Raw genomic sequence first — 19147 nt, forward strand, 5'->3', positions numbered from 1 at the left:
TTCCTTGCCTGAAAACGTGAATGGAGGTTATTCGTTTAAAAACGGTGACCATGCGGGATCCCGCACATCACCCTGTGCTGCGGGCAACCTGAATGACGAACGGCCATCGGCGGAAACGGCACTCAGCACCCCGTTGTTACCCTGCTGGGTAGCGAAGATTACCATGGTCCCGTTCGGTGCAACACTAGGCGATTCATCCTGGGTTGAATCGCTTAGCGTGACCAGACGGCCACTTTCGATATTCTGCCGGGCCACTTGAAAGCCACGATCCGAACGGTGGATAAGAAAGATATCTTCACCGTCAGGAGAAAAACGCGCCCGGGCATTGTAATTGCCGGTAAAGGTCATGCGCTGGGTATCGCCGCTGCTGAGGTCATGCTGATAAACCTGCGGACCACCGCTGCGATCAGAGGTAAACAGCAAGCGGTTACCGTCCGGCGACCAGGCAGGCTCGGTATCGATACTGTTGCTGTTTGTAATGCGGTTCAGCGAGCGATCCGCAATGTCCATGATGTAAATTTCTGGCTGGCCGTCCTTAGACAGTGACATCGCCAGGCGACGGCCGTTGGGTGACCAGACAGGGGCACCGTTGATACCCTCAAAGGAGGAGATGCGCGCTCGGTTGCCACTGCTTACTTCCTGAACATAGATTTCAGGCCGACTGCTTTCGAAGGACACATAAGCAAGCTTTTCGCCATCCGGCGACCAGGCGGGCGATAAAATCGGCTGGTCGGAGGTAAGTATCTGTTGGCTGTTACGCCCGTCAGCATCGGCAACGTAGAGACCATAGTCCGTATTATCCCCCACGCCCTGCGCCGTCACGTAGGCGATACGCGTGGAAAAGGCGCCGCGAATATCGGTGATCGCCTCAAAGATCTGGTCACTGATGTAGTGCGCCGCGCCGCGTAGGTCGCCTTCGCTGGCTGTCACGGTTTCACTCATCATTCGAGTCTGCCCGCTGATATCCATCAGGTCATACTGGAGGCGATAGCCGCTGTCTGTGCGCTCGGCCTGCCCCACCACCAGGTAGCGGACATCCAGCGAACGCCAGGTGCTGAAATTGACGTCGTCCGCTTCGCTCGGTTGCTCGAACATTGCGCTACGATCCAGCGGGTCAAAAAAACCGCTGCGCTCAAGATTATCGTGGATGATCTGCGCCACGTCCTCGGGCATTCCTTCGGTACCTTCGAACGGAACCACGCCGATGGGGAGCGCCTGGTCGCTGCCACGGGTGATTTCGATGGTCAGGTTAGCGCTTGCAGCGGTACTCAGCGCAAGCAATAAACAGAATAGCCATACCTTACTTGTGGTGTGCATCAGCGAACATCCCCCGGGGTAAACCGCAGATTGAATTGACGTAAATTACGCTGCTGTTCGGTCGGTAGGTCACGCAGCTCAGCGAAGGGTGCCGCATGCTCTATCGCCTGCATCGCCGACCGATCGAAGTTGCTATCGCCGCTTGAGGCCACGACCGAGGTCGTCAGGACTTCACCCGACGGGCCGAGCCTGACCTGAAGCGTAGCACTCATTGAGTCGCTTGCCTCGGGCGGGATGATCCAGGCCTGCTCGACCGCGCGTTTAACAATGGTCAGGAAGCTATTGGCAGCCTGTTCGGCCTGCCGCGCCTCGGCGGCGGCCTGGGCCTCTCCTGCAAGCTGGCGTTGCATCGCGGCTTCGGCTTCTTCCTGCAGGCGTTGCGCTTCCGCCTCTTCCTGGCGACGCTGCGCTTCGGCTTCGCGCTGACGTTCGGCCTCGGCTTCCGCCTCTTCCTGGCGACGCTGCGCTTCGGCTTCGCGCTGGCGTTCGGCCTCGGCTTCCGCCTCTTCCTGGCGACGCTGCGCTTCGGCTTCACGCTGACGTTCGGCCTCGGCTTCCGCCTCTTCCTGGCGACGCTGCGCTTCGGCTTCGCGCTGACGTTCGGCCTCGGCTTCCGCTGCTTCCTGGCGACGCTGCTCTTCGGCTTCGCGTTGGCGTTCAGCCTCGGCCTGCGCTGCTTCCTGAAGGCGCTCAGCCTGGGCTTCCGCTTCGGCCCTTGCCGCTTCAAGCGCCTCCGCCTGCTCTTCAGCCTGTGCAGCTTCCCTCGCGCTCTGCTCAGCGGCAGCCTGTTCCTGAGCCGCCTCCTCTTCGGAGGGCGCGGGAGCCTCGGCGGCGGGTTCCGGCTCGGATTCTTCAGACGCTGACATCGCCGCTGACTCGGCGTTGGCCTGCTGAGCCTGGTCGGTAAAGGCTTCCGTGCTGACCAGCGTGGCCTGCACGATGGAGGACGAATCCGGCTCTGCGCTGCGCTCGGGCCACTGGATCAGCGAAAACACTACGATCAACAGATGCACCACGATCGCGAAAACCGCTGGCCACAGGTAGCCAACGTCTTGAGGATCACGAGGTGTATTGACTGCCATGCCGTGTGTGCCCTTACTCATTCTGCGGTGGCTCGGAAATAAGCCCCACGTTGGCGACCCCCGAGCGCTGCAGGTTGCTCATGAGCACGACCACCTCACCGTAGGCCACGTTCTGATCACCCCGAACCATTACCGGTGTATCCGGACGTTGTTCCAGAATGGCGGTCACCCGACGGGTGATATCGTCGGGCGACACTTCTGTCGCCTCATCCCCCAGGCTCAGGAAGTATTGCCCTTCGCGATCAATGGAGATAATAATCGGGTCGTTATCTTTCTGGCTGTCGATGGGTTCAGAGCTGACCTGAGGCAGCTCAACGTCGACCCCTTGGTTCAGCATGGGCGCGGTGATCATGAAGATGACCAGCAGTACCAGCATGACATCGATGAAGGGAACAACGTTGATTTCAGCCATGGGCTTACGCTGTCCGCCACGTTTGAACGGTCCTTGCATGGGGCTGCTCCCTTAGCTTGACGCGCTGTCACGCCCTTGCAGATTGCGGTGCAAGATGGCATGGAATTCTTCGGCGAAATCTTCGTACTTGCCTAGCAGGCGACTGGCGCTGTTGGAGAGACGGTTGTAGAAAATGACCGCGGGAATCGCGGCAAACAGCCCCATGGCGGTGGCAATCAGCGCTTCGGCTATCCAGGGCGCCACCGTTGCCAGCGTCGCCTGCTGAGTCATCGATAAGGACTGGAATGACCCCATGATGCCCCATACGGTACCAAACAGCCCGATATAAGGGCTTGCCGAGGCGACGGTGGCCAGGAAGACGAGATGTTGGGTGAGGCGATCTTCTTCACGGGACCAGGCCACGCGCATACTGCGTTGGACGCCTTCCAGAATGGTCGGCGCATTACGCGTTTTGGGCATCAGGCGATTGAACTCACGGAAGCCTGCCTGGAATATATGCTCGGCCCCGTGGCGCGGGTCGTCGGCGGGTATATCGCGGTATAGCTCGTTGAGGTCTACCCCCGACCAGAAGGTCTCTTCAAACTGGGCATATTCTTTCTGGGCACGGCGCAGCGCGATACCGCGTTGAAAAATCACGATCCACGACAGAACGGATCCCACCACCAGCAGCAGCATGACCAGTTGAACCACGACGCTGGCGTTCATGATCAAGTGTGGAATAGACATGGCATTATCGTTCACAAGTGCCCTCATCAATCATCAATAAATGTGGAAATACGTGCCCGCATCGTACCTTATATCAGCGACGTGAGCGCAGACGGCCATGCCATGGGGCGAAGATGCGTAACGCTCAAGCACGCTATCTCGACCGTGGCGGCGCAAAGACGTTCATTTCCCCGCCACACGTGCTGCTCAAACGTCATGCGGCAGCGGCCCATGCTGATGACCTCGGCACTGACCTCGAGCGCATCGTCCAATCGCGCCGGTTTGGTGTAATGGCAGGACAAGCGATATACCACTAGCTGCGTGCCCGCGTCCAGCAGCGATTGCTGGTCAAGTCCCAGCGCTCGCAGCCATTCGCTCCGGGCACGCTCCATAAACTTCAGGTAGTTAACGTAGTAGACAATGCCCCCGGCGTCTGTATCCTCCATGTAAACGCGGACGGGGAAACGCACGCTTTGGCTCATGGCCGCTGCTCTCCCTGGGCATCGCTGGACGCCTCGTGGGGAACCCGCTCAAAGTGCAGCCAGGCTTGCCGGGTAACGACCCGGCCGCGCGGGGTACGCATCATCAAGCCCTGCTGAATCAGATAAGGCTCGATAACGTCTTCAATGGTATCGCGTTCTTCACCGATGGCCGCGGAAAGCGAATCGACGCCGACCGGGCCACCGTCGAATTTATCGATCATGGCCAGTAACAGTCGGCGATCCATGTGATCCAGACCGTGGTGATCGACATTGAGCATGTTAAGCGCGGCGTCGGCAAGCGTCGCATCGACAATGCCGTCGCCCTTCATTTCAGCGTAGTCACGCACGCGGCGCAGCAGGCGATTGGCTATCCTCGGCGTTCCTCTGGAGCGGCGGGCAATCTCCACGGCGCCATCGTGGTGGGTTTCGACGCCCAGCAGACTGGCTGAGCGGGTGACAATTTCGGTCAGCTCGGTCAGGTTGTAAAATTCCAGCCGCTGAACGATACCAAAGCGGTCGCGAAGCGGTGAGGTAAGCAGTCCCGCTCGGGTGGTGGCACCCACCAGGGTAAAGCGTGGTAAATCCAGCTTGATCGAACGCGCGGCCGGGCCTTCACCGATCATGATATCGAGCTGGAAGTCCTCCATTGCCGGGTACAGCACCTCCTCCACGACCGGGGAAAGGCGATGGATTTCATCGATAAACAGCACGTCGCCAGGCTCGAGGTTGGTGAGCATCGCGGCCAGGTCACCCGCGCGCTCCAGCACCGGACCCGACGTGGACTTGAGCCCCACCCCCATTTCCGTGGCAATAATGTTGGCCAAGGTAGTTTTGCCCAGCCCCGGCGGGCCGAATACCAGGGTATGATCCAGGCTCTCTTCGCGCAGTCGCGCGGCACCAATGAAAATTTCCAGCTGCTCGCGCACGCGGGGTTGGCCGATATAGTCTACTAGCCGCTTGGGGCGAATCGCATGGTCAATGCGGACTTCGCCCTGCTCGGGCTCAGCGGCAATCAATCGATCGTGCTCTAGCATAAGCGCTCTTCTGTACGTCCGTCGTTAAACCGCGACCATCTTTCGCGATCAGCCTTTCATCCGCTGTGTCAGTGCCGCCTTGATGAGCGCCTCGGTGGACTGGGAACCATCGAGATCGGCCAGCATTTTGGACGCCTCGGTGAGTTTGTAACCAAGACTCACAAGCGCCGCTTCCGCATCCGCCACGCTATTGCGGTAGCTCGCCGCTTGCCCATTGGCCGCCTCCAGCGGGAGCGTCGCGTCCCCCCCGTTTTCCCACTGCGCAAAGCGGTCACGCATTTCAATGATCAAGCGCTCGGCAGTTTTCTTGCCAACACCGGGCAGCTTGGTCAGTGCCTTGCTGTCATCGTCGCGTACACAACGCATGAAGGCATCTTCATCCATGCCTGACAGAATGGCCAACGCCAGCTTGGGGCCAACGCCATTTACCTTGATCAGGGCGCGGAACAGAGCGCGCTCGTGCTCGCGGCCAAACCCATACAGCAGGTGGGCGTCATCGCGAATACTCAAATGGGTATACAAAAAAACCTGTTCGCCAACCGCTGGCAGTGAGACCAGGGTGGTCATCGAGGTCTCCAGTTCGTACCCCACGCCGTGCACGTCAACCACTATCCAGGGAGGCTGTTTCTCAATCAACGGGCCTTGAAGCCGTCCAATCATAGTTACGCTCACGCTAAACAAAGACAGTCGCCACTATAAAGCGACTCTGTACAGATGACCAGTGGTCAGCAGCTTGCCGTCAGGAAAGTCGCCAGCGGCCTGTTGAACGGCGACGCCCTGCTCCTCGGGTTGAGAGTGCCTGAGGGGCCTGACTAGCGTAGGCGTGGGTCAATGCGATGGCCAAGGCGTCGGCAGCGTCGGCCTGGGGAGCGGCCGCAAGCTGCAGGATGGCCGTGACCATATGCTGTACCTGCAATTTGTCGGCACCGCCCTGGCCGGTCACCGCTTGCTTGATCTGGCGGGCGGCGTATTCCTCAATGGCCAGGCCGTGATTGGCCATACACACCAGCGCTGCCCCGCGTGCCTGGCCAAGCTTGAGCGCCGAATCAGGATTCTTGGCCATGAAGACGCGCTCGATGGCGACGGCGTTGGGCCGATGGAGGCCCACCACTTCGCTGAGCCCGGCGTATATTTGCGCCAACCGCTGCTCCAGGGCGCCCTCCGCCGTCCGAATACAGCCGCTGGCGACGTATCGGGGCACGACGCCTGCCAGCTCAATGACGCCGTAGCCGGTAATCCGCGATCCCGGGTCAATCCCTAGAATGCGCACCGCTGAGGGAGCGGATGACGTCTGCATACGACAATACTCGGGTAGTTCATACAAAAACACCGACGCCTGAGCGCCGGTGTGGAGGGCTGATCGAGCACTTATTCGGCGGTCGAATCCGCCTTGGCTTTCTGACGCAGGCGAATGTTGAGATCCTTGAGCTGCTCTGAGCTCACCTCGCCCGGTGCGTCGGTCATCAGACACGCAGCGCTCTGGGTTTTCGGGAAGGCGATCACTTCGCGAATCGTCTTGGCACCGGCCATCAACATGACCAGGCGGTCGAGACCAAAGGCCAGACCGCCATGGGGCGGCGCGCCGTACTGAAGAGCGTCCAGCAGGAAACCGAATTTTTCCTGTGCTTCCGCATCGCTGATACCCAAAATATCGAACACCGTGCGCTGCATGGTCTGGTCGTGAATACGGATCGACCCGCCGCCCAGCTCGGTGCCGTTGAGCACCATGTCGTAAGCGCGGGAGAGTGCGCTTGCCGGGTCGTCCTTGAGGGCTTCCGGCGAGCAGGAAGGCGCGGTAAACGGATGGTGAAGCGGGCTCAGGCGACCGTTATCGTCCGCCTCGAACATCGGAAAGTCCACTACCCACAGCGGCGACCAATCCTGGGTGTACAGCTCGAGATCCGCGCCCAGCTTGACGCGCAGCGCGCCAATGGCTTCGTTGACGATGCGTGCCTTGTCGGCGCCAAAGAAAATGATGTCGCCATCTTTGGCGTCGACGCGGTCAAGCAGATCCTCGACGATGTTTTCCATGAACTTGACGATGGGTGACTGAAGCCCGTCCAGGCCCTTGGCGCGCTCGTTGACCTTGATCCAGGCCAGGCCCTTGGCACCGTAGATACCGACGAACTTGGTGTACTCGTCGATTTCCTTACGCGACAGCGAAGCGCCACCGGGGACTTTGAGCGCGGCAACGCGTCCATCGTCGGCGTTCGCCGGGCCTGAGAACACCTTGAAGTCCACCTGCTGCATCAGGTCGTCGACATCGGTCAGCTCAAGCGGGATGCGCAAGTCGGGCTTGTCGGAGCCGAAACGATCCATGGCGTCCTGCCACGTCATGCGCGGGAAGTCGGCCAGCTCGACATCAAGCACTTCCTTGAAAAGCTGGCGAATCATCGACTCGGTAATGCCCATGATATCTTGCTCTTCGACAAAAGAAGCCTCGATATCGATTTGCGTAAACTCGGGCTGACGATCCGCACGCAGGTCTTCGTCGCGGAAACATTTGGCAATCTGGTAGTAGCGATCGAACCCGGCAACCATCAACAGCTGCTTGAACAGCTGAGGCGACTGGGGCAGCGCGAAGAAGCTGCCCGCATGGGTGCGGCTGGGCACCAGGTAATCCCGTGCGCCTTCAGGCGTGGCGCGCGTCAACACCGGTGTTTCGATGTCCAGGAACCCCTGGTTTTCGAGAAACGCACGGACGGTGTGCGAAATACGCGAACGCAGGCGCAGCTTGTCGATCATGTCAGGCCGACGCAGATCGATATAGCGGTGCTTGAGACGCACTTCCTCGCCTACCTTACCGTGCTCGTCGAGCTGGAAAGGCGGTGTTACGGCGGTATTGAGCACCTCAACATCTTTTGCCAGTACTTCGATCATCCCGGTAGGCATGTTGGGATTTTGCGTGCCTTCCGGACGTAGACGAACCCGGCCTGTAATGCGCAGTACAAATTCGCTGCGAGCGCGGTCGGCATTGGCAAACGCCTCGGCGGTATCCGGATCGACCACGAACTGCGCGACGCCATCGCGGTCGCGCATATCGAGGAAGATGACCCCACCGTGGTCACGGCGGCGATGTACCCATCCGCATACGGTGACCGTCTGGTCTACCAATGTTTCGTTAAGCTGGCCGCAATAATGACTGCGCATGTTTCATCCTGTTGTGTTTCGTGGCAAAAGTGTTCGTGAGCCTTTCCGGCCCTGGCGCGGCGGCTAGGCCGCCGTGCCTTTTTTCGATGCAGCGTCACCGGCAGCGTTCTTGCTACCGGCGTCTGTCCCCGCTGGCTTTGCGTCAGCAGCCAGGTTCTTTTTGCTGCCGGTCTTGAAATCGGTTTCGTACCAACCGCCGCCTGCCAGCCGGAAACCTGCCGCCGACACGAGGCGTGACAGGCTGGCACTTTCACAGGCAGGACAGTCCGTTAACGGATCCGCGCTGATTTTCTGCAATTTATCCAGGCGATGGCCGCAGGCCTTGCACTCATATTCATAGATGGGCATGTTGATGACTCCAGAAAGCTCAACTCCGACAAAACAGCGACATAAATGCTGCCAAGCTGCGATATGCGGCCAGTCGGGATAAATTCCAAGGCGATAGTTGATCACGAGACGCTATTATACCCTTTTGTGCCCCCTGCCGAGCAAGGCTATCCACCCTCGGTAGGTAATGGAGATGAGAAAATGCCCAATGCAGTGATACTGGATGCCGAGAGCCTTGGCCCTCAGATCGATCTGGCGGCGATCCGCAACGAGGTATCCAACCTTGAGGTATTCGGCCAGAGCACCACCCAGCAGGCCCGGGAGCGCCTGGCGGATACCGATATCGCGATCGTCAACAAGGTGGTTCTGGATGCCGACACGCTTAAGCAGCTGCCCTCGCTCAAGCTGATCTGCGTACTCGCCACCGGGCTCAACAACATTGACCTGGACGCCGCTAAACACCAGGGCATCGAGGTCAAGAACGTGACGGCCTACGGCACGGCCAGCGTATCGCAACATACCTTGATGCTGATGTTGACGCTGGCCAACCGATTACCGCGCTATCAGCGCGATGTAGCGACAGGCGCCTGGCAGCAAAGCGACTTTTTCTGTCTGCAGGATTACCCGACGCTTCAGCTGGCGGGCAAACATCTTGTCATGGTCGGGCAAGGTGAGCTGGGATCGGAAGTTGCACGGCTGGCCGAGGCCCTCGGCATGCGCATAAGCTTCGCGGCGCGTCCCGGCGATGAAGCGAACGACCCACGGGCATCGCTCGACGACCTGCTGCCCGACGCCGACGTGATCAGCCTTCACTGCCCACTCAACGAAGCCACCTGGCACTTGATCAACGCCACACGTCTTGCCAGAGCCAAGTCGTCGCTGCTGCTGATCAACTGCGCCCGCGGCGGCATTATCGATGAAGAGGCTGCCCTGGCAGCGCTGAGAGACAACCAAATCGGCGGTCTCGCCGTGGACGTCCTGCCCCAGGAACCTCCTCGGGACGGCCATCCATTGCTATCGGCACTAAATGAGCCGCTGAACCTGATCGTCACGCCGCATAATGCCTGGATCACACCGGAAGCACGCCAAAACGTGGTCAGCCTCACCGCTGACAACATCCGGCAGTGGCAAGCGGCACATTAATACGTCGCGAAATGATCCGGGGCGTGGCACTGATCGAGCACGTCGAGTTCGACGTGGGTCACCTGCGCCCCTTCCGGCCCCTGCCATAACCATTCGCTGACGGTCTTGACCGCATCACGGCTTCCGCACAGCAATACTTCGACACGACCATCGGGCAGGTTTTTCGCATAGCCGGTAAGACGGTACTCAAGCGCCTGATGCTGGGTGGAACGACGAAACCACACCCCCTGTACTTTTCCCGTCACCCAGGCGCGTACACAACACTCTGCCATGGCTCTCTCCTATTCCGGGTGGTGTTCTTGATGCTTGACAAGGATGGCGCTATTGCGCGGCACTAACGGACGCCCCCGGCGAATCAACAGTGACCGCGTGAACGCCGCACCAAACAGCAGGATGAGCGATGAGTAGTAAACCCACAGCAATACCATCACCACCGAGCCTGCAGCCCCGTAGGTTGACGCCGTTGCCGTGTAGGCAAGATAGACAGCAATGACGCTGCGGCCGATGGTAAACAGCACGGCGGTCACCAGCGCGCCGATCAACACATCCTGCCAACTCAGCACCACATCGGGCAACACCTTGAATATGGTCGCGAACAGCATCGCCACGACTATCAACGATACCAGGGACTCGGCGAGCTGGCTCAATAAACCGACGTAGGGCAGCAGATTATCGGCGGCCCCCAGCGCGCCGCGAATCGCCACCCCAAGCACCAACGACACCATCAGGATAAAGCCGATGGAGAGCACGACGGTCAATGACAGCAAACGATTTTTAATGAACACCAGCGCGCCATTGGCCGTCGGCTTGGCTGTCACCCCCCAGATGGTATTGAGCGAAAACTGCATTTGCGCAAATACCGTGGTGGCACCTACCATCAGCGCCGCCACCCCTAACAGGGTCGGCATGATACCGGCCTCCTGGATGCGAGACTGGGCGACGGCCTGCTCAACCACCGAGGCAGCCTCGGCGCCCATGGTGCTTTGCAGTTGCGCCACGATCTGTCCCTGCGCGGCTTCTTCACCCAGCACCAGGCCGATCACGCTTACCGCAATAATGATCGTCGGTGCCAGCGAGAAAAGCGTATAGAACGCCAGGGAACCCGCGTAGCTGAAGGCATTACGTTGCAGCCAAAGCGTCGCTGAGTCCTTGATCACATTGCCCCAGAAATAAACGCTGCGTTTGAGCATGACGACTCCCTAATGGATTGATACAGGGCCCACTATCCATGGCCTAAGATAACTAGCATACCCAATCACACCGTTGGCTGCAGAGCCGGATTGCGCCGCCTCGACAAGCCCACCATAATGACCCATCAACTTAACTGCGGATAAAGGACAGCCTGCATGGCAATCGATGCCCCACATCCGACCTCGGCGTATGACTTTGATTGCCTGGTATTTATCGGCCGCTTTCAGCCTCCCCACCTGGGCCACCTGGCGATTATCCGCGAAGCATTGAAGCAAGCACGTCAGGTGATCGTATTGGTGGGCTCCTCCTGGCAGGCACGCTCATTACGCAACCCTTGGCGCTTCGAAGAGCGTCAGGCGATGCTGCGCTCGGGGTTCGACGAAGAAGATAATCAACGCCTGGAAATCACCCCGCTGCTCGATGCGTTGTACAACAACGATGTGTGGGTACGCGATGTGCAACGCAAGGTTCGCGACCTCGCCGCGCCGACCAACGCCAGGCTGCCGCGGATCGGGCTTATTGGAGCCAGCAGAGGCCAGTCCAGCTACTACCTGTCGTTATTTCCCCAGTGGGAATCGGTCAGCGTTCCGCTGGTCGAGGGGATTTCCGCCAGCCATATCCGCGAACGTCTGTTTCGCTCTCCCGGCTCCACCGACGACTATCTCAGCACGGGTGCTTTCCACGACTTGCCGCCAGGGGTGGTTGAACAGGTGCAGTACTTCTGCTGTGGCACTGACTATGAACAGCTTCTCGAGGAGCAGCGACTCCTCGACCAGTATCGACAGGCCTGGCAACAAGCCCCCTACCCGCCGATCTTCGTGACGGTCAATGCCGTCGTGGTGCAATCGGGCCACGTCCTGCTGGTGCGTCGCACCTCGGCGCCGGGAAAAGGCCTGTTGGCGTTACCCGGCGGATTCATCAACCCCCACGAACGGCTGCTGGATGCCTGCCTGCGGGAACTACGCGAGCGTATTCGTTTGAAAGTGCCCGAGCCGGTTCTCAAAGGCTCGCTCCGGGGGCAGCGGCTGTTTGATGAACCGCACCGCAGCTGGCGAGGACGAACGCTGGCGGAAGCCTTTTATTTTGCTCTGCGCCCCGATCAGCAACTGCCGCGCCTGAAGCCGGTCAAGGGCGGGGATCAGGCTCGCTGGGTAGCCCTGGCCGACCTCGAGCCGGACAGCCTGTTCGAAGACCATTTCTTCATCATTCAGAACTTTCTGGGCCTGCCGGCGGATTTCAGCAGTGTTCCCTGAGCCCTAGCCTTGGAGAAAATCCCTTGGCAGCTTCATCATTTGCCGCCACAGACGCTCTACTCCCGGCTTGTGCACCAACGAGCAGCGATATAGACGGATCTCCAGCGGGATATCCCAGTTGGCATCCGCGGCACGTACCAGCCGCCCGCTGTTCAGCTCCTCGCGGATACAGAAATCGGGGATCCAGGCGACGCCCACCCCCTGTAGCACCATGCCTTTCAAGCCTTCCGCCATGGCCGTTTCGTAGACGGTCCGCAGCTTCATGCGTAGCGGATCATTCTTGAGCAACATGCGCACGCTGCGCCCTAGGAAAGCGCCTTGAGTATACGCAAGATACGGTACCGAGCTGTCGCGCTGGAGCGAAAACAGGGGGTTTCCCTGGGCGTCGGGTAGCGACACCGGCAGCATGTTGACGTTGCCGATGGAAAAGGAAGGAAATACCTCGGCGTCCAGTTGCATGGTGGCAAAGGGGTCATAGTAGGCGAGCATGAGATCGCAGTTGCCCTCGCGCAGCACATGGATCGCATCGCCCACGTTCATGGCCACCAAACGCGTAGGCAACTCACCCAACCCCTTTTGCAGCCGGGATATCCAGGGCGGGTAAAAGCTCAGGGCCAGCGAATGAGCCGCCACGATATCCAGTGCCTCATTGGCCATTGAAAGCCCGCGCAAATGCCCCAGTGATTCAGTGAGCTGCTCTACCAGGTTGCGTGCCGTTACCAGGAATAGCTGACCTTCCGACGTCAAGCCGACCGGCGTTGTCGAACGATCCACCAACGTGACCCCCACTGCCTGCTCCAGGGCGCGAATGCGGCGGCTGAAGGCAGGCTGGGTGACATGCCGCTGGCGGGCCGATGCGGAAAAACTACGCGTATTGGCCAAGGCCACGAAGTCTTCTAGCCATTTTGTTTCAAGATTCACCTACGACTCCTTGTCACCCTGGTCGTCTAGCTGGATTTGGCACTGAGCCGTCTGATTACTGAATAGGGGCCGTCAGGTATGCCGCACGCGAAACCACTTTTTTCCACCAGGGGCGCTGAGCAATTTCATCGAGCCCAATTCGCCGACATTGAGCAAAGTCTTTTTCCAGCATCAGCGTGACCTGTGACGCAACCGCCTCGCAGGGCATAAATGCCGTAATTTCAAAGTTTAACCGGAAAGAACGATTATCCATATTGACCGTCCCCACCGTGGCGGCTCGGTTGTCGACAAGCATCACTTTTTGATGGAGAAAACCAGGAAGATAACGGTATATTTTTACACCCGCGCGCAGCATATCGGGTAGAAATGAAAAAGCCGAGAGGAAAACCAGCAGATGATCCGGGCGCTCGGGGATCATGACCCGCACATCGACACCGCGCATGGCGGCCAAGCGCAGCGCATCCTGTACGCCCTGATCTGGAACGAAATAGGGGCTGGTCACCCAAAGCCGCTCCTGGGCGCTCTGAATCACCTGCTGTATCAGCAGACTTGCCGTATCCTGGCGATCCGCCGGGCCTGAAGGCACCACCACCACATGGTGGTTGCTGGCAAAGGTTTCCCGGGGTTGCCAATCCAGCGTGATAACCTCGCCGGTGGCCCAGTGCCAGTCTTCCCAGAAGGCTTCCTGAAGGCCCATCACGCTTGGCCCCTGCAGTTTGAGGTGAGTGTCGCGCCAGGCGCCGCGATGAGGATCTTCCCCCAGATACTCGACGCCGACGTTGAATCCCCCCAGCCACCCTTGCTGACCATCAACCACCATCACCTTACGGTGGTTGCGAAAGTTCAGCTGAAAGGGGTGCTTGAAGCCCCGCGATGAGCGAAAAGCGCTGACCTCGATGCCCGCTTGCATCAAGTCGTTCAAATACCGCGCGCTGAGTTTACGACTGCCCATCTCATCGTAGAGAAAGTAGATGTTCACGCCGCGGCGAGCGGCCTGCTGAAGATAGCCCATCATGCGGCGACCGAGAGCATCGTCGCGGACGATGAAAAACTGCAGCAGAATATAGTGCTTAGCTTGCTCCATACCGGCGAACAGGCTGTCGAAGGTCGCTTCGCCATCAATCAGCAAGCTGGCCTGATTACCATGCGTCATCGGCATCATGGCCAGCTGTTCAACCGCCTGAATATCGGCGCTTTTGGACGTCACGCCATAAGGGTCTATATTGGCACGATAGCGCACCAGCATGCGGCGCAGGATATTGTCGCGCACGCCACGGGCGGTAACATAGCCGTAGAACCGCGGCCGCCCGAACAGCCAATAGGCGGGTACCGCCACGTAGGGAAAGGTGAGCAGCGAGATGATCCAGGCAACGGCCCCCTGGGATGTGCGGCTCGACATCAACGCCATCACCGCTGAAACGATCCCCAGCACATAGGTCAGCAAGATGCCGGTCCCTAGCAACCACGAGGTCATGGTGGTGTCCTTGTCATGGGTGTTCAATCCTGTGCGCCGTACTTGCCGGAATGGATAAAGGCCCCGCCACCGACGGGGCCTTTCAAGCCTAGAACATTCTCGGTCTGCGGGGAACTCAAGCCGTTTGGGCGATGATCTCCTTCCACTTGGCGGGCCCGGTCTGATGCACCGACGTGCCTGCGCTATCCACCGCCACCGTGACCGGCATGTCTTCCACTTCAAACTCGTAAATCGCTTCCATGCCGAGATCTTCAAAGCCGACGACACGGGACTGCTTGATCGCCTGGGCAACGAGGTACGCAGAGCCGCCTACCGCCATCAGATACACCGCCTGATTGTCGCGAATCGCGTCAATCGCCGCCTGTCCCCTTTCGGCCTTGCCGACCATGCCCAGCAGGCCGGTTTCTTCCAGCATGGTACGGGTAAACTTGTCCATACGCGTGGCGGTCGTGGGGCCTGCAGGCCCCACGACTTCATCGCCAATGGGGTCGACTGGGCCCACGTAGTAAATAAATCGGCCTTTCATGTCCACGGGCAACGGTTCGCCCTTGGCGATCATGTCCACCATGCGTTTGTGCGCGGCGTCGCGACCGGTGAGCAACTTGCCATTAAGCAGCAGCGTGTCGCCGGGCTGCCAGGTTTTGACATCTTCCGGCGTAACCGTATCGAGATTGACTCGCTTGACGTTATCGCCCGCTTCGCGGGTGATTTCCGGCCAGTCTTCGAGTTTGGGTGCCGCTAGCGCCACGGGGCCCGAACCGTCCAAGGTGAAGTGCGCATGACGGGTAGCGGCACAGTTGGGAATGATGGCGACTGGCTTGTTCGCCGCATGGGTCGGATAATCCTTGACCTTGATGTCCAGCACGGTGGTCAGGCCGCCCAGTCCCTGAGCGCCAATGCCGCTTTTGTTGACCTTGTCGAAAAGCTCAAGACGCAGTTCCTCGGCGCGGTTGCTCGCCCCACGCGCCTGAAGATCCTGGATATCGATCGGGTCCAGCAGCGCTTCCTTGGCGATTTCCATGGCTTTTTCCGCCGTACCGCCAATGCCGATCCCCAGCATGCCCGGCGGACACCAGCCGGCCCCCATCTTGGGCAGTTGCTCCATCACCCAGTCCACCACGCTGTCCGACGGGTTGAGCATGGCAAACTTGGATTTGGCTTCGCTACCACCGCCCTTCGCGGCCACGTGAATATCGACCTTGTCACCCGGCACAAGCTTATGGTGAATAATTGCAGGCGTGTTGTCCTTGGTGTTCTGACGCTTGCCGTCGGGGTCTGCCAGCACCGACGCACGCAGGATATTGTCGGGGAGCTGATAGGCACGGCGCACGCCCTCGTTGACCATGTCGTCCAGGCTCATGTCGGCGTCCCAGGTCACCTGCATGCCCACGTGGACAAAGACCGTCACGATGCCGGTGTCCTGGCAGATCGGCCGGTGACCGGTAGCGCACATCCGCGAGTTGATCAGAATCTGCGCGATCGCGTCCTTGGCAGCGGGGTTTTCTTCGCGCTCATAAGCCGCCGCCATGGCATCGATAAAGTCTTTGGGATGGTAATAGGAGATATACTGCAGGGCATCGGCAACGCTTTGAATCACGTCGTCCTGGCGAATCACGGTCATGGACAAACAGCTCCTCGGTTATCGTCTTATCGGCAGCCTTAGCGGTCTTTGCCACAAGTGCCTGCTCGGCTTGAAGCATTATACCGTATTGCCCCCTCCCCAGCAGCAACACCAACGTCATTGAAACGAAGGGTGTAGGAAGTTGCCAAATGCCAGGTTATGCAAGATAACGGTATAAACTATGGTGTATTAACCTGACAACCTGGGCACCAATACAGGCGCCTGGACCCCACCATCATGCGCTCGATGACCTCGCCGCAGCGGTGACAGGAAAGCCCCGCGCGCTCGAAAACGCTGAACCGCCATTGGCGACGCGGCTCGCCGGCGGCGATGGCCTGCTCGATCCAGGCCAGGGTATTGGTGACGCCCGCCTGCTGATACGCCTGACGCGTCGTGTCGATAATGCAGGTGGCCAGCTGATAGTGCTGGTACTCGGTCAAGTCAACCGGACGCTGCTTGGGGTGACACTGGGCAAAAAACAGGATTTCGGAGCGCAGGTAATTACCCAGCCCCGCGACAAACCCCTGATCGAGTAACAGGCCACCCAACCGGCGTCGCAGGAAGGCGCGCGAGGTAATCCGTGACGCCACGTCGTCGACGGTCAGCGAGTGGCTGAGCAAATCCGGCCCCAGTCGGGATAAAAAGGGATGTTTCGCCAAGTCTTGCTGATGCCAGAGCGAAATATCCGACGCACTGTACAGGCTTGCTGCTTTACCGTCGGCGACCAGGCGAACACGTAGCGAGCGCTTGGTGGAAGGAGGCTTTGCTGCATCGTGAAGTTTCCAAACGCCATATAGCTGGTTGTGGGAGTACAGCACCTGCTGATTGGCAAAGCGCAGCAGCATGGCCTTCCCCCAGGTATCCACCGCCTCGACGCGGATCCCTTCCAGCGCACTCGCCTGCTTGGCAAGCTCGGGAAAGGCAAACCAGGCCTCATCGATCACCCTGCCGCCGATCTGACGCTGAATACTGTCCGCCGCGCGACGGATTTCCGGACCTTCAGGCATGCCCTACCCCAGCGCCAGCTGTTTTTCTTTCATTTGATTGAGCTGGTCGCGCAAACGAGCGGCTTCCTCGAACTCTAGATTCTGCGCAGCCTCGAACATCGAGTCTTCCAACTTGCTGATCGCCGTGAGGAAATCGTGCTTGTTCATGTTGGCCGTATCGTATTCGGCGGCGCTCTCGGCAACCTTGCGATCGCTGCCGCGCTGACGGCTGTTTTTCTTGCCGGGGGCCTGGGCCGCTTCCATGATGTCGGTTACCGAGCGGGTAATCGTCGTGGGGGTAATGCCATGGGCCTCGTTGTGAGCCTTCTGCTTGTCACGCCGACGCTGGGTTTCATCCATCGCCCGGCGCATGGAGTCGGTCACCCGGTCACCATAGAGAATAGCTTTGCCCTGGGCGTTACGCGCGGCACGGCCAATGGTCTGGATGAGCGAGCGCTCGTTACGCAGAAACCCTTCCTTATCGGCATCGAGGATGGCGACCAGCGACACCTCAGGAATATCCAGGCCTTCGCGGAGCAAGTTGATCCCCACCAGGACGTCGAACTTACCCAGGCGCAGATCGCGGATGATTTCCACCCGCTCGACGGTATCGATATCCGAGTGCAGATAACGCACGCGAATACCGTGATCATCCAGGTATTCCGTCAGGTCTTCGGCCATGCGCTTGGTGAGCGTCGTCACCAGTACCCGCTCGCCCACCTCGGTGCGCAGGCCGATCTCTGACAGCAGGTCGTCGACCTGGGTACTGGCCGGGCGCACCTCGATTTCTGGGTCCAGCAGCCCCGTCGGCCGCACGACCTGCTCGACGATTTGCCCGGCATGGTCGGCTTCGTAGGGGCCAGGCGTTGCCGAGACAAAAATCGTTTGCGGCGAAATCGCCTCCCACTCCTCAAATTTCATGGGACGGTTGTCCAACGCCGACGGCAAGCGAAAGCCATACTCGACCAGCGTTTCTTTGCGCGAACGGTCGCCTTTGTACATGCCCCCCACCTGAGGCACGCTGACATGGGATTCATCGATGAACAGCAGCGCATCGTCGGGCAGGTAATCGAAGAACGTCGGCGGCGGCTCGCCGGGCGCGCGACCCGATAGATAGCGCGAGTAGTTTTCGATGCCGTTGCAGTACCCCAGCTCGAGCATCATTTCGATATCGTAGAGAGTGCGCTGCTCTAAGCGCTGTGCCTCGACGAGCCGCTCGTGTTTGCGCAGCCACTCCAGGCGCTCCTTGAGCTCGGCCTTGATATCATCGATGGCCCCGAGGATGGTCTCGCGGGGGGTTACGTAATGCGACTTGGGGTAGATCGTCATGCGCGGCACCTGACCCCGCACGTCACCGGTCAGCGGATCAAACAGCCGGATCGAGTCGATTTCATCATCGAACAGCTCGACGCGCACCGCCTCCTCTTCGGCGTCCGCCGGGAAAATATCGATCACATCGCCGCGCACCCGGTAGGTGCCGCGACGAAAATCCATATCGTTGCGCGTATACTGAAGCTCCGCAAGCCGGCGCAGAAACGCCCGCTGATCAATCAGCTCGCCGCGGGTAAAGTGCAGGCGCATTTTCAGATACTGGTCAGGGTCACCCAAACCATATATGGCCGACACCGACACGACAATCAGGGCGTCACGACGCTCCAGCAGCGCCTTGGTCGCGGAAAGGCGCATCTGCTCGATATGGTCGTTGATCGAGGCATCCTTTTCGATAAAGGTGTCCGATGACGGCACATAGGCTTCCGGCTGGTAGTAATCGTAATAGGAAACGAAGTACTCGACGGCATTATCGGGAAAAAACGCCTTGAATTCGCCGTACAGCTGGGCGGCCAGGGTTTTATTCGGCGCCATCACAATAGTGGGGCGTTGTTGCTCCTCAACGATATTGGCCATCGTGAAGGTTTTACCCGAGCCGGTGACACCCAGCAGTGTTTGATGGGCAAGCCCCGACTCAAGTCCGCCAATCAGTCCCTTGATGGCATTGGGCTGGTCGCCTGCGGGTTGAAATTTCGATTGCAACCGGAATGGCTTGCTCAT

The 19147-nt window shown here is 59.4% G+C and carries 19 protein-coding genes; 2 read left to right on the top strand and 17 right to left on the bottom strand.

Annotated elements, in window-relative coordinates:
* Positions 1-27: 27 nt before the first annotated feature.
* The 10 genes from tolB to QC815_RS08100 form a co-directional block, all read right to left on the bottom strand.
* Positions 28-1317 (bottom strand): Tol-Pal system beta propeller repeat protein TolB, encoded by a 1290-nt coding sequence (gene tolB / locus QC815_RS08055; protein ID WP_230448069.1) that lies wholly within the window; start codon positions 1315-1317, stop codon positions 28-30.
* Positions 1317-2399 carry a cell envelope integrity protein TolA gene (gene tolA, locus QC815_RS08060; RefSeq protein WP_230448068.1) on the bottom strand — a complete coding sequence of 361 codons (1083 nt, stop codon included), beginning with the start codon at positions 2397-2399 and terminating at the stop codon, positions 1317-1319. Before tolA ends, tolB begins: the two co-directional genes overlap by 1 nt.
* A gap of 13 nt (positions 2400-2412) precedes the next feature.
* The gene (gene tolR / locus QC815_RS08065) at positions 2413-2850 is read right to left on the bottom strand and encodes a protein TolR (RefSeq protein WP_230448067.1); all 438 of its coding nucleotides are present in this window, start codon (positions 2848-2850) and stop codon (positions 2413-2415) included.
* 12 nt (positions 2851-2862) lie between these two features.
* A complete protein-coding gene (tolQ, locus tag QC815_RS08070) occupies positions 2863-3537 on the bottom strand; it encodes a protein TolQ (RefSeq protein WP_230448066.1) in 675 nt (224 codons plus the stop codon).
* 68 nt (positions 3538-3605) lie between these two features.
* On the bottom strand, positions 3606-3998 hold the full coding sequence (gene ybgC, locus QC815_RS08075) for a tol-pal system-associated acyl-CoA thioesterase (protein WP_230448065.1): 393 nt from the start codon (positions 3996-3998) through the stop codon (positions 3606-3608).
* Entirely contained in the window at positions 3995-5032 is a 1038-nt protein-coding gene (gene ruvB, locus QC815_RS08080) for a Holliday junction branch migration DNA helicase RuvB (RefSeq protein ID WP_230448064.1), read from the bottom strand. Before ruvB ends, ybgC begins: the two co-directional genes overlap by 4 nt.
* A 48-nt stretch (positions 5033-5080) precedes the next feature.
* Positions 5081-5692: a Holliday junction branch migration protein RuvA gene (ruvA, locus tag QC815_RS08085; protein ID WP_230448063.1), complete on the bottom strand. Its 612-nt coding sequence runs from the start codon at positions 5690-5692 to the stop codon at positions 5081-5083.
* A gap of 79 nt (positions 5693-5771) precedes the next feature.
* Positions 5772-6329, bottom strand: coding sequence for a crossover junction endodeoxyribonuclease RuvC (gene ruvC, locus QC815_RS08090; RefSeq protein ID WP_230448062.1), 558 nt, complete (start codon positions 6327-6329; stop codon positions 5772-5774).
* Between the two features lie 71 nt (positions 6330-6400).
* A complete protein-coding gene (aspS, locus tag QC815_RS08095; protein WP_309767981.1) occupies positions 6401-8182 on the bottom strand; it encodes an aspartate--tRNA ligase in 1782 nt (593 codons plus the stop codon).
* A gap of 63 nt (positions 8183-8245) precedes the next feature.
* Entirely contained in the window at positions 8246-8530 is a 285-nt protein-coding gene (locus QC815_RS08100) for an FmdB family zinc ribbon protein (RefSeq protein ID WP_230448181.1), read from the bottom strand.
* 180 nt (positions 8531-8710) lie between these two features.
* On the opposite strand from QC815_RS08100, the gene QC815_RS08105 reads away from it, so the two are divergent.
* The gene (locus QC815_RS08105; RefSeq protein WP_230448060.1) at positions 8711-9652 is read left to right on the top strand and encodes a D-2-hydroxyacid dehydrogenase; all 942 of its coding nucleotides are present in this window, start codon (positions 8711-8713) and stop codon (positions 9650-9652) included.
* On the opposite strand, the gene QC815_RS08110 is transcribed toward QC815_RS08105, so the two are convergent.
* Positions 9649-9924 (bottom strand): acylphosphatase, encoded by a 276-nt coding sequence (locus QC815_RS08110; RefSeq protein ID WP_230448059.1) that lies wholly within the window; start codon positions 9922-9924, stop codon positions 9649-9651. The two genes, QC815_RS08105 and QC815_RS08110, sit on opposite strands and share 4 nt — an antisense overlap.
* Positions 9925-9933: 9 nt before the next feature.
* Positions 9934-10842, bottom strand: coding sequence for a YihY/virulence factor BrkB family protein (locus QC815_RS08115; protein ID WP_230448058.1), 909 nt, complete (start codon positions 10840-10842; stop codon positions 9934-9936).
* A 156-nt stretch (positions 10843-10998) separates the two neighbouring features.
* On the opposite strand from QC815_RS08115, the gene QC815_RS08120 reads away from it, so the two are divergent.
* On the top strand, positions 10999-12096 hold the full coding sequence (locus QC815_RS08120) for a bifunctional nicotinamide-nucleotide adenylyltransferase/Nudix hydroxylase (RefSeq protein ID WP_230448057.1): 1098 nt from the start codon (positions 10999-11001) through the stop codon (positions 12094-12096).
* A 3-nt stretch (positions 12097-12099) separates the two neighbouring features.
* Here QC815_RS08120 and QC815_RS08125 read toward each other — a convergent pair whose 3' ends face one another.
* The 5 genes from QC815_RS08125 to uvrB form a co-directional block, all read right to left on the bottom strand.
* Positions 12100-13017: a LysR substrate-binding domain-containing protein gene (locus QC815_RS08125; protein ID WP_230448056.1), complete on the bottom strand. Its 918-nt coding sequence runs from the start codon at positions 13015-13017 to the stop codon at positions 12100-12102.
* A gap of 55 nt (positions 13018-13072) precedes the next feature.
* A complete protein-coding gene (gene cls / locus QC815_RS08130) occupies positions 13073-14491 on the bottom strand; it encodes a cardiolipin synthase (protein WP_230448055.1) in 1419 nt (472 codons plus the stop codon).
* Positions 14492-14606: 115 nt separating this feature from the next.
* Positions 14607-16112, bottom strand: coding sequence for a fumarate hydratase (locus QC815_RS08135; RefSeq protein ID WP_230448054.1), 1506 nt, complete (start codon positions 16110-16112; stop codon positions 14607-14609).
* A 179-nt stretch (positions 16113-16291) separates the two neighbouring features.
* Positions 16292-17119, bottom strand: coding sequence for an endonuclease VIII (gene nei, locus QC815_RS08140; protein WP_230448053.1), 828 nt, complete (start codon positions 17117-17119; stop codon positions 16292-16294).
* A gap of 3 nt (positions 17120-17122) precedes the next feature.
* The gene (gene uvrB / locus QC815_RS08145) at positions 17123-19147 is read right to left on the bottom strand and encodes an excinuclease ABC subunit UvrB (RefSeq protein ID WP_230448052.1); all 2025 of its coding nucleotides are present in this window, start codon (positions 19145-19147) and stop codon (positions 17123-17125) included.

The organism is Vreelandella gomseomensis, from assembly GCF_031451645.1.
GTDB classification, from domain to species: domain Bacteria; phylum Pseudomonadota; class Gammaproteobacteria; order Pseudomonadales; family Halomonadaceae; genus Vreelandella; species Vreelandella gomseomensis.

Excerpts from the sequence above, each read along its gene's own strand:
- cls (WP_230448055.1), bottom strand. The coding sequence starts at position 14,491 with ATGACCTCGTGGTTGCTAGGGACCGGCATCTTGCTGACCTATGTGCTG.
- QC815_RS08115 (WP_230448058.1), bottom strand. The coding sequence starts at position 10,842 with ATGCTCAAACGCAGCGTTTATTTCTGGGGCAATGTGATCAAGGACTCA.
- QC815_RS08110 (WP_230448059.1), bottom strand. The coding sequence starts at position 9,924 with ATGGCAGAGTGTTGTGTACGCGCCTGGGTGACGGGAAAAGTACAGGGG.
- QC815_RS08100 (WP_230448181.1), bottom strand. The coding sequence starts at position 8,530 with ATGCCCATCTATGAATATGAGTGCAAGGCCTGCGGCCATCGCCTGGAT.
- ruvC (WP_230448062.1), bottom strand. The coding sequence starts at position 6,329 with ATGCAGACGTCATCCGCTCCCTCAGCGGTGCGCATTCTAGGGATTGAC.
- tolR (WP_230448067.1), bottom strand. The coding sequence starts at position 2,850 with ATGCAAGGACCGTTCAAACGTGGCGGACAGCGTAAGCCCATGGCTGAA.
- tolB (WP_230448069.1), bottom strand. The coding sequence starts at position 1,317 with ATGCACACCACAAGTAAGGTATGGCTATTCTGTTTATTGCTTGCGCTG.
- ruvA (WP_230448063.1), bottom strand. The coding sequence starts at position 5,692 with ATGATTGGACGGCTTCAAGGCCCGTTGATTGAGAAACAGCCTCCCTGG.
- uvrB (WP_230448052.1), bottom strand. The coding sequence starts at position 19,147 with ATGAGCAAGCCATTCCGGTTGCAATCGAAATTTCAACCCGCAGGCGAC.
- ruvB (WP_230448064.1), bottom strand. The coding sequence starts at position 5,032 with ATGCTAGAGCACGATCGATTGATTGCCGCTGAGCCCGAGCAGGGCGAA.
- tolA (WP_230448068.1), bottom strand. The coding sequence starts at position 2,399 with ATGGCAGTCAATACACCTCGTGATCCTCAAGACGTTGGCTACCTGTGG.
- QC815_RS08135 (WP_230448054.1), bottom strand. The coding sequence starts at position 16,112 with ATGACCGTGATTCGCCAGGACGACGTGATTCAAAGCGTTGCCGATGCC.
- aspS (WP_309767981.1), bottom strand. The coding sequence starts at position 8,182 with ATGCGCAGTCATTATTGCGGCCAGCTTAACGAAACATTGGTAGACCAG.
- nei (WP_230448053.1), bottom strand. The coding sequence starts at position 17,119 with ATGCCTGAAGGTCCGGAAATCCGTCGCGCGGCGGACAGTATTCAGCGT.
- QC815_RS08105 (WP_230448060.1), top strand. The coding sequence starts at position 8,711 with ATGCCCAATGCAGTGATACTGGATGCCGAGAGCCTTGGCCCTCAGATC.
- tolQ (WP_230448066.1), bottom strand. The coding sequence starts at position 3,537 with ATGTCTATTCCACACTTGATCATGAACGCCAGCGTCGTGGTTCAACTG.
- ybgC (WP_230448065.1), bottom strand. The coding sequence starts at position 3,998 with ATGAGCCAAAGCGTGCGTTTCCCCGTCCGCGTTTACATGGAGGATACA.
- QC815_RS08120 (WP_230448057.1), top strand. The coding sequence starts at position 10,999 with ATGGCAATCGATGCCCCACATCCGACCTCGGCGTATGACTTTGATTGC.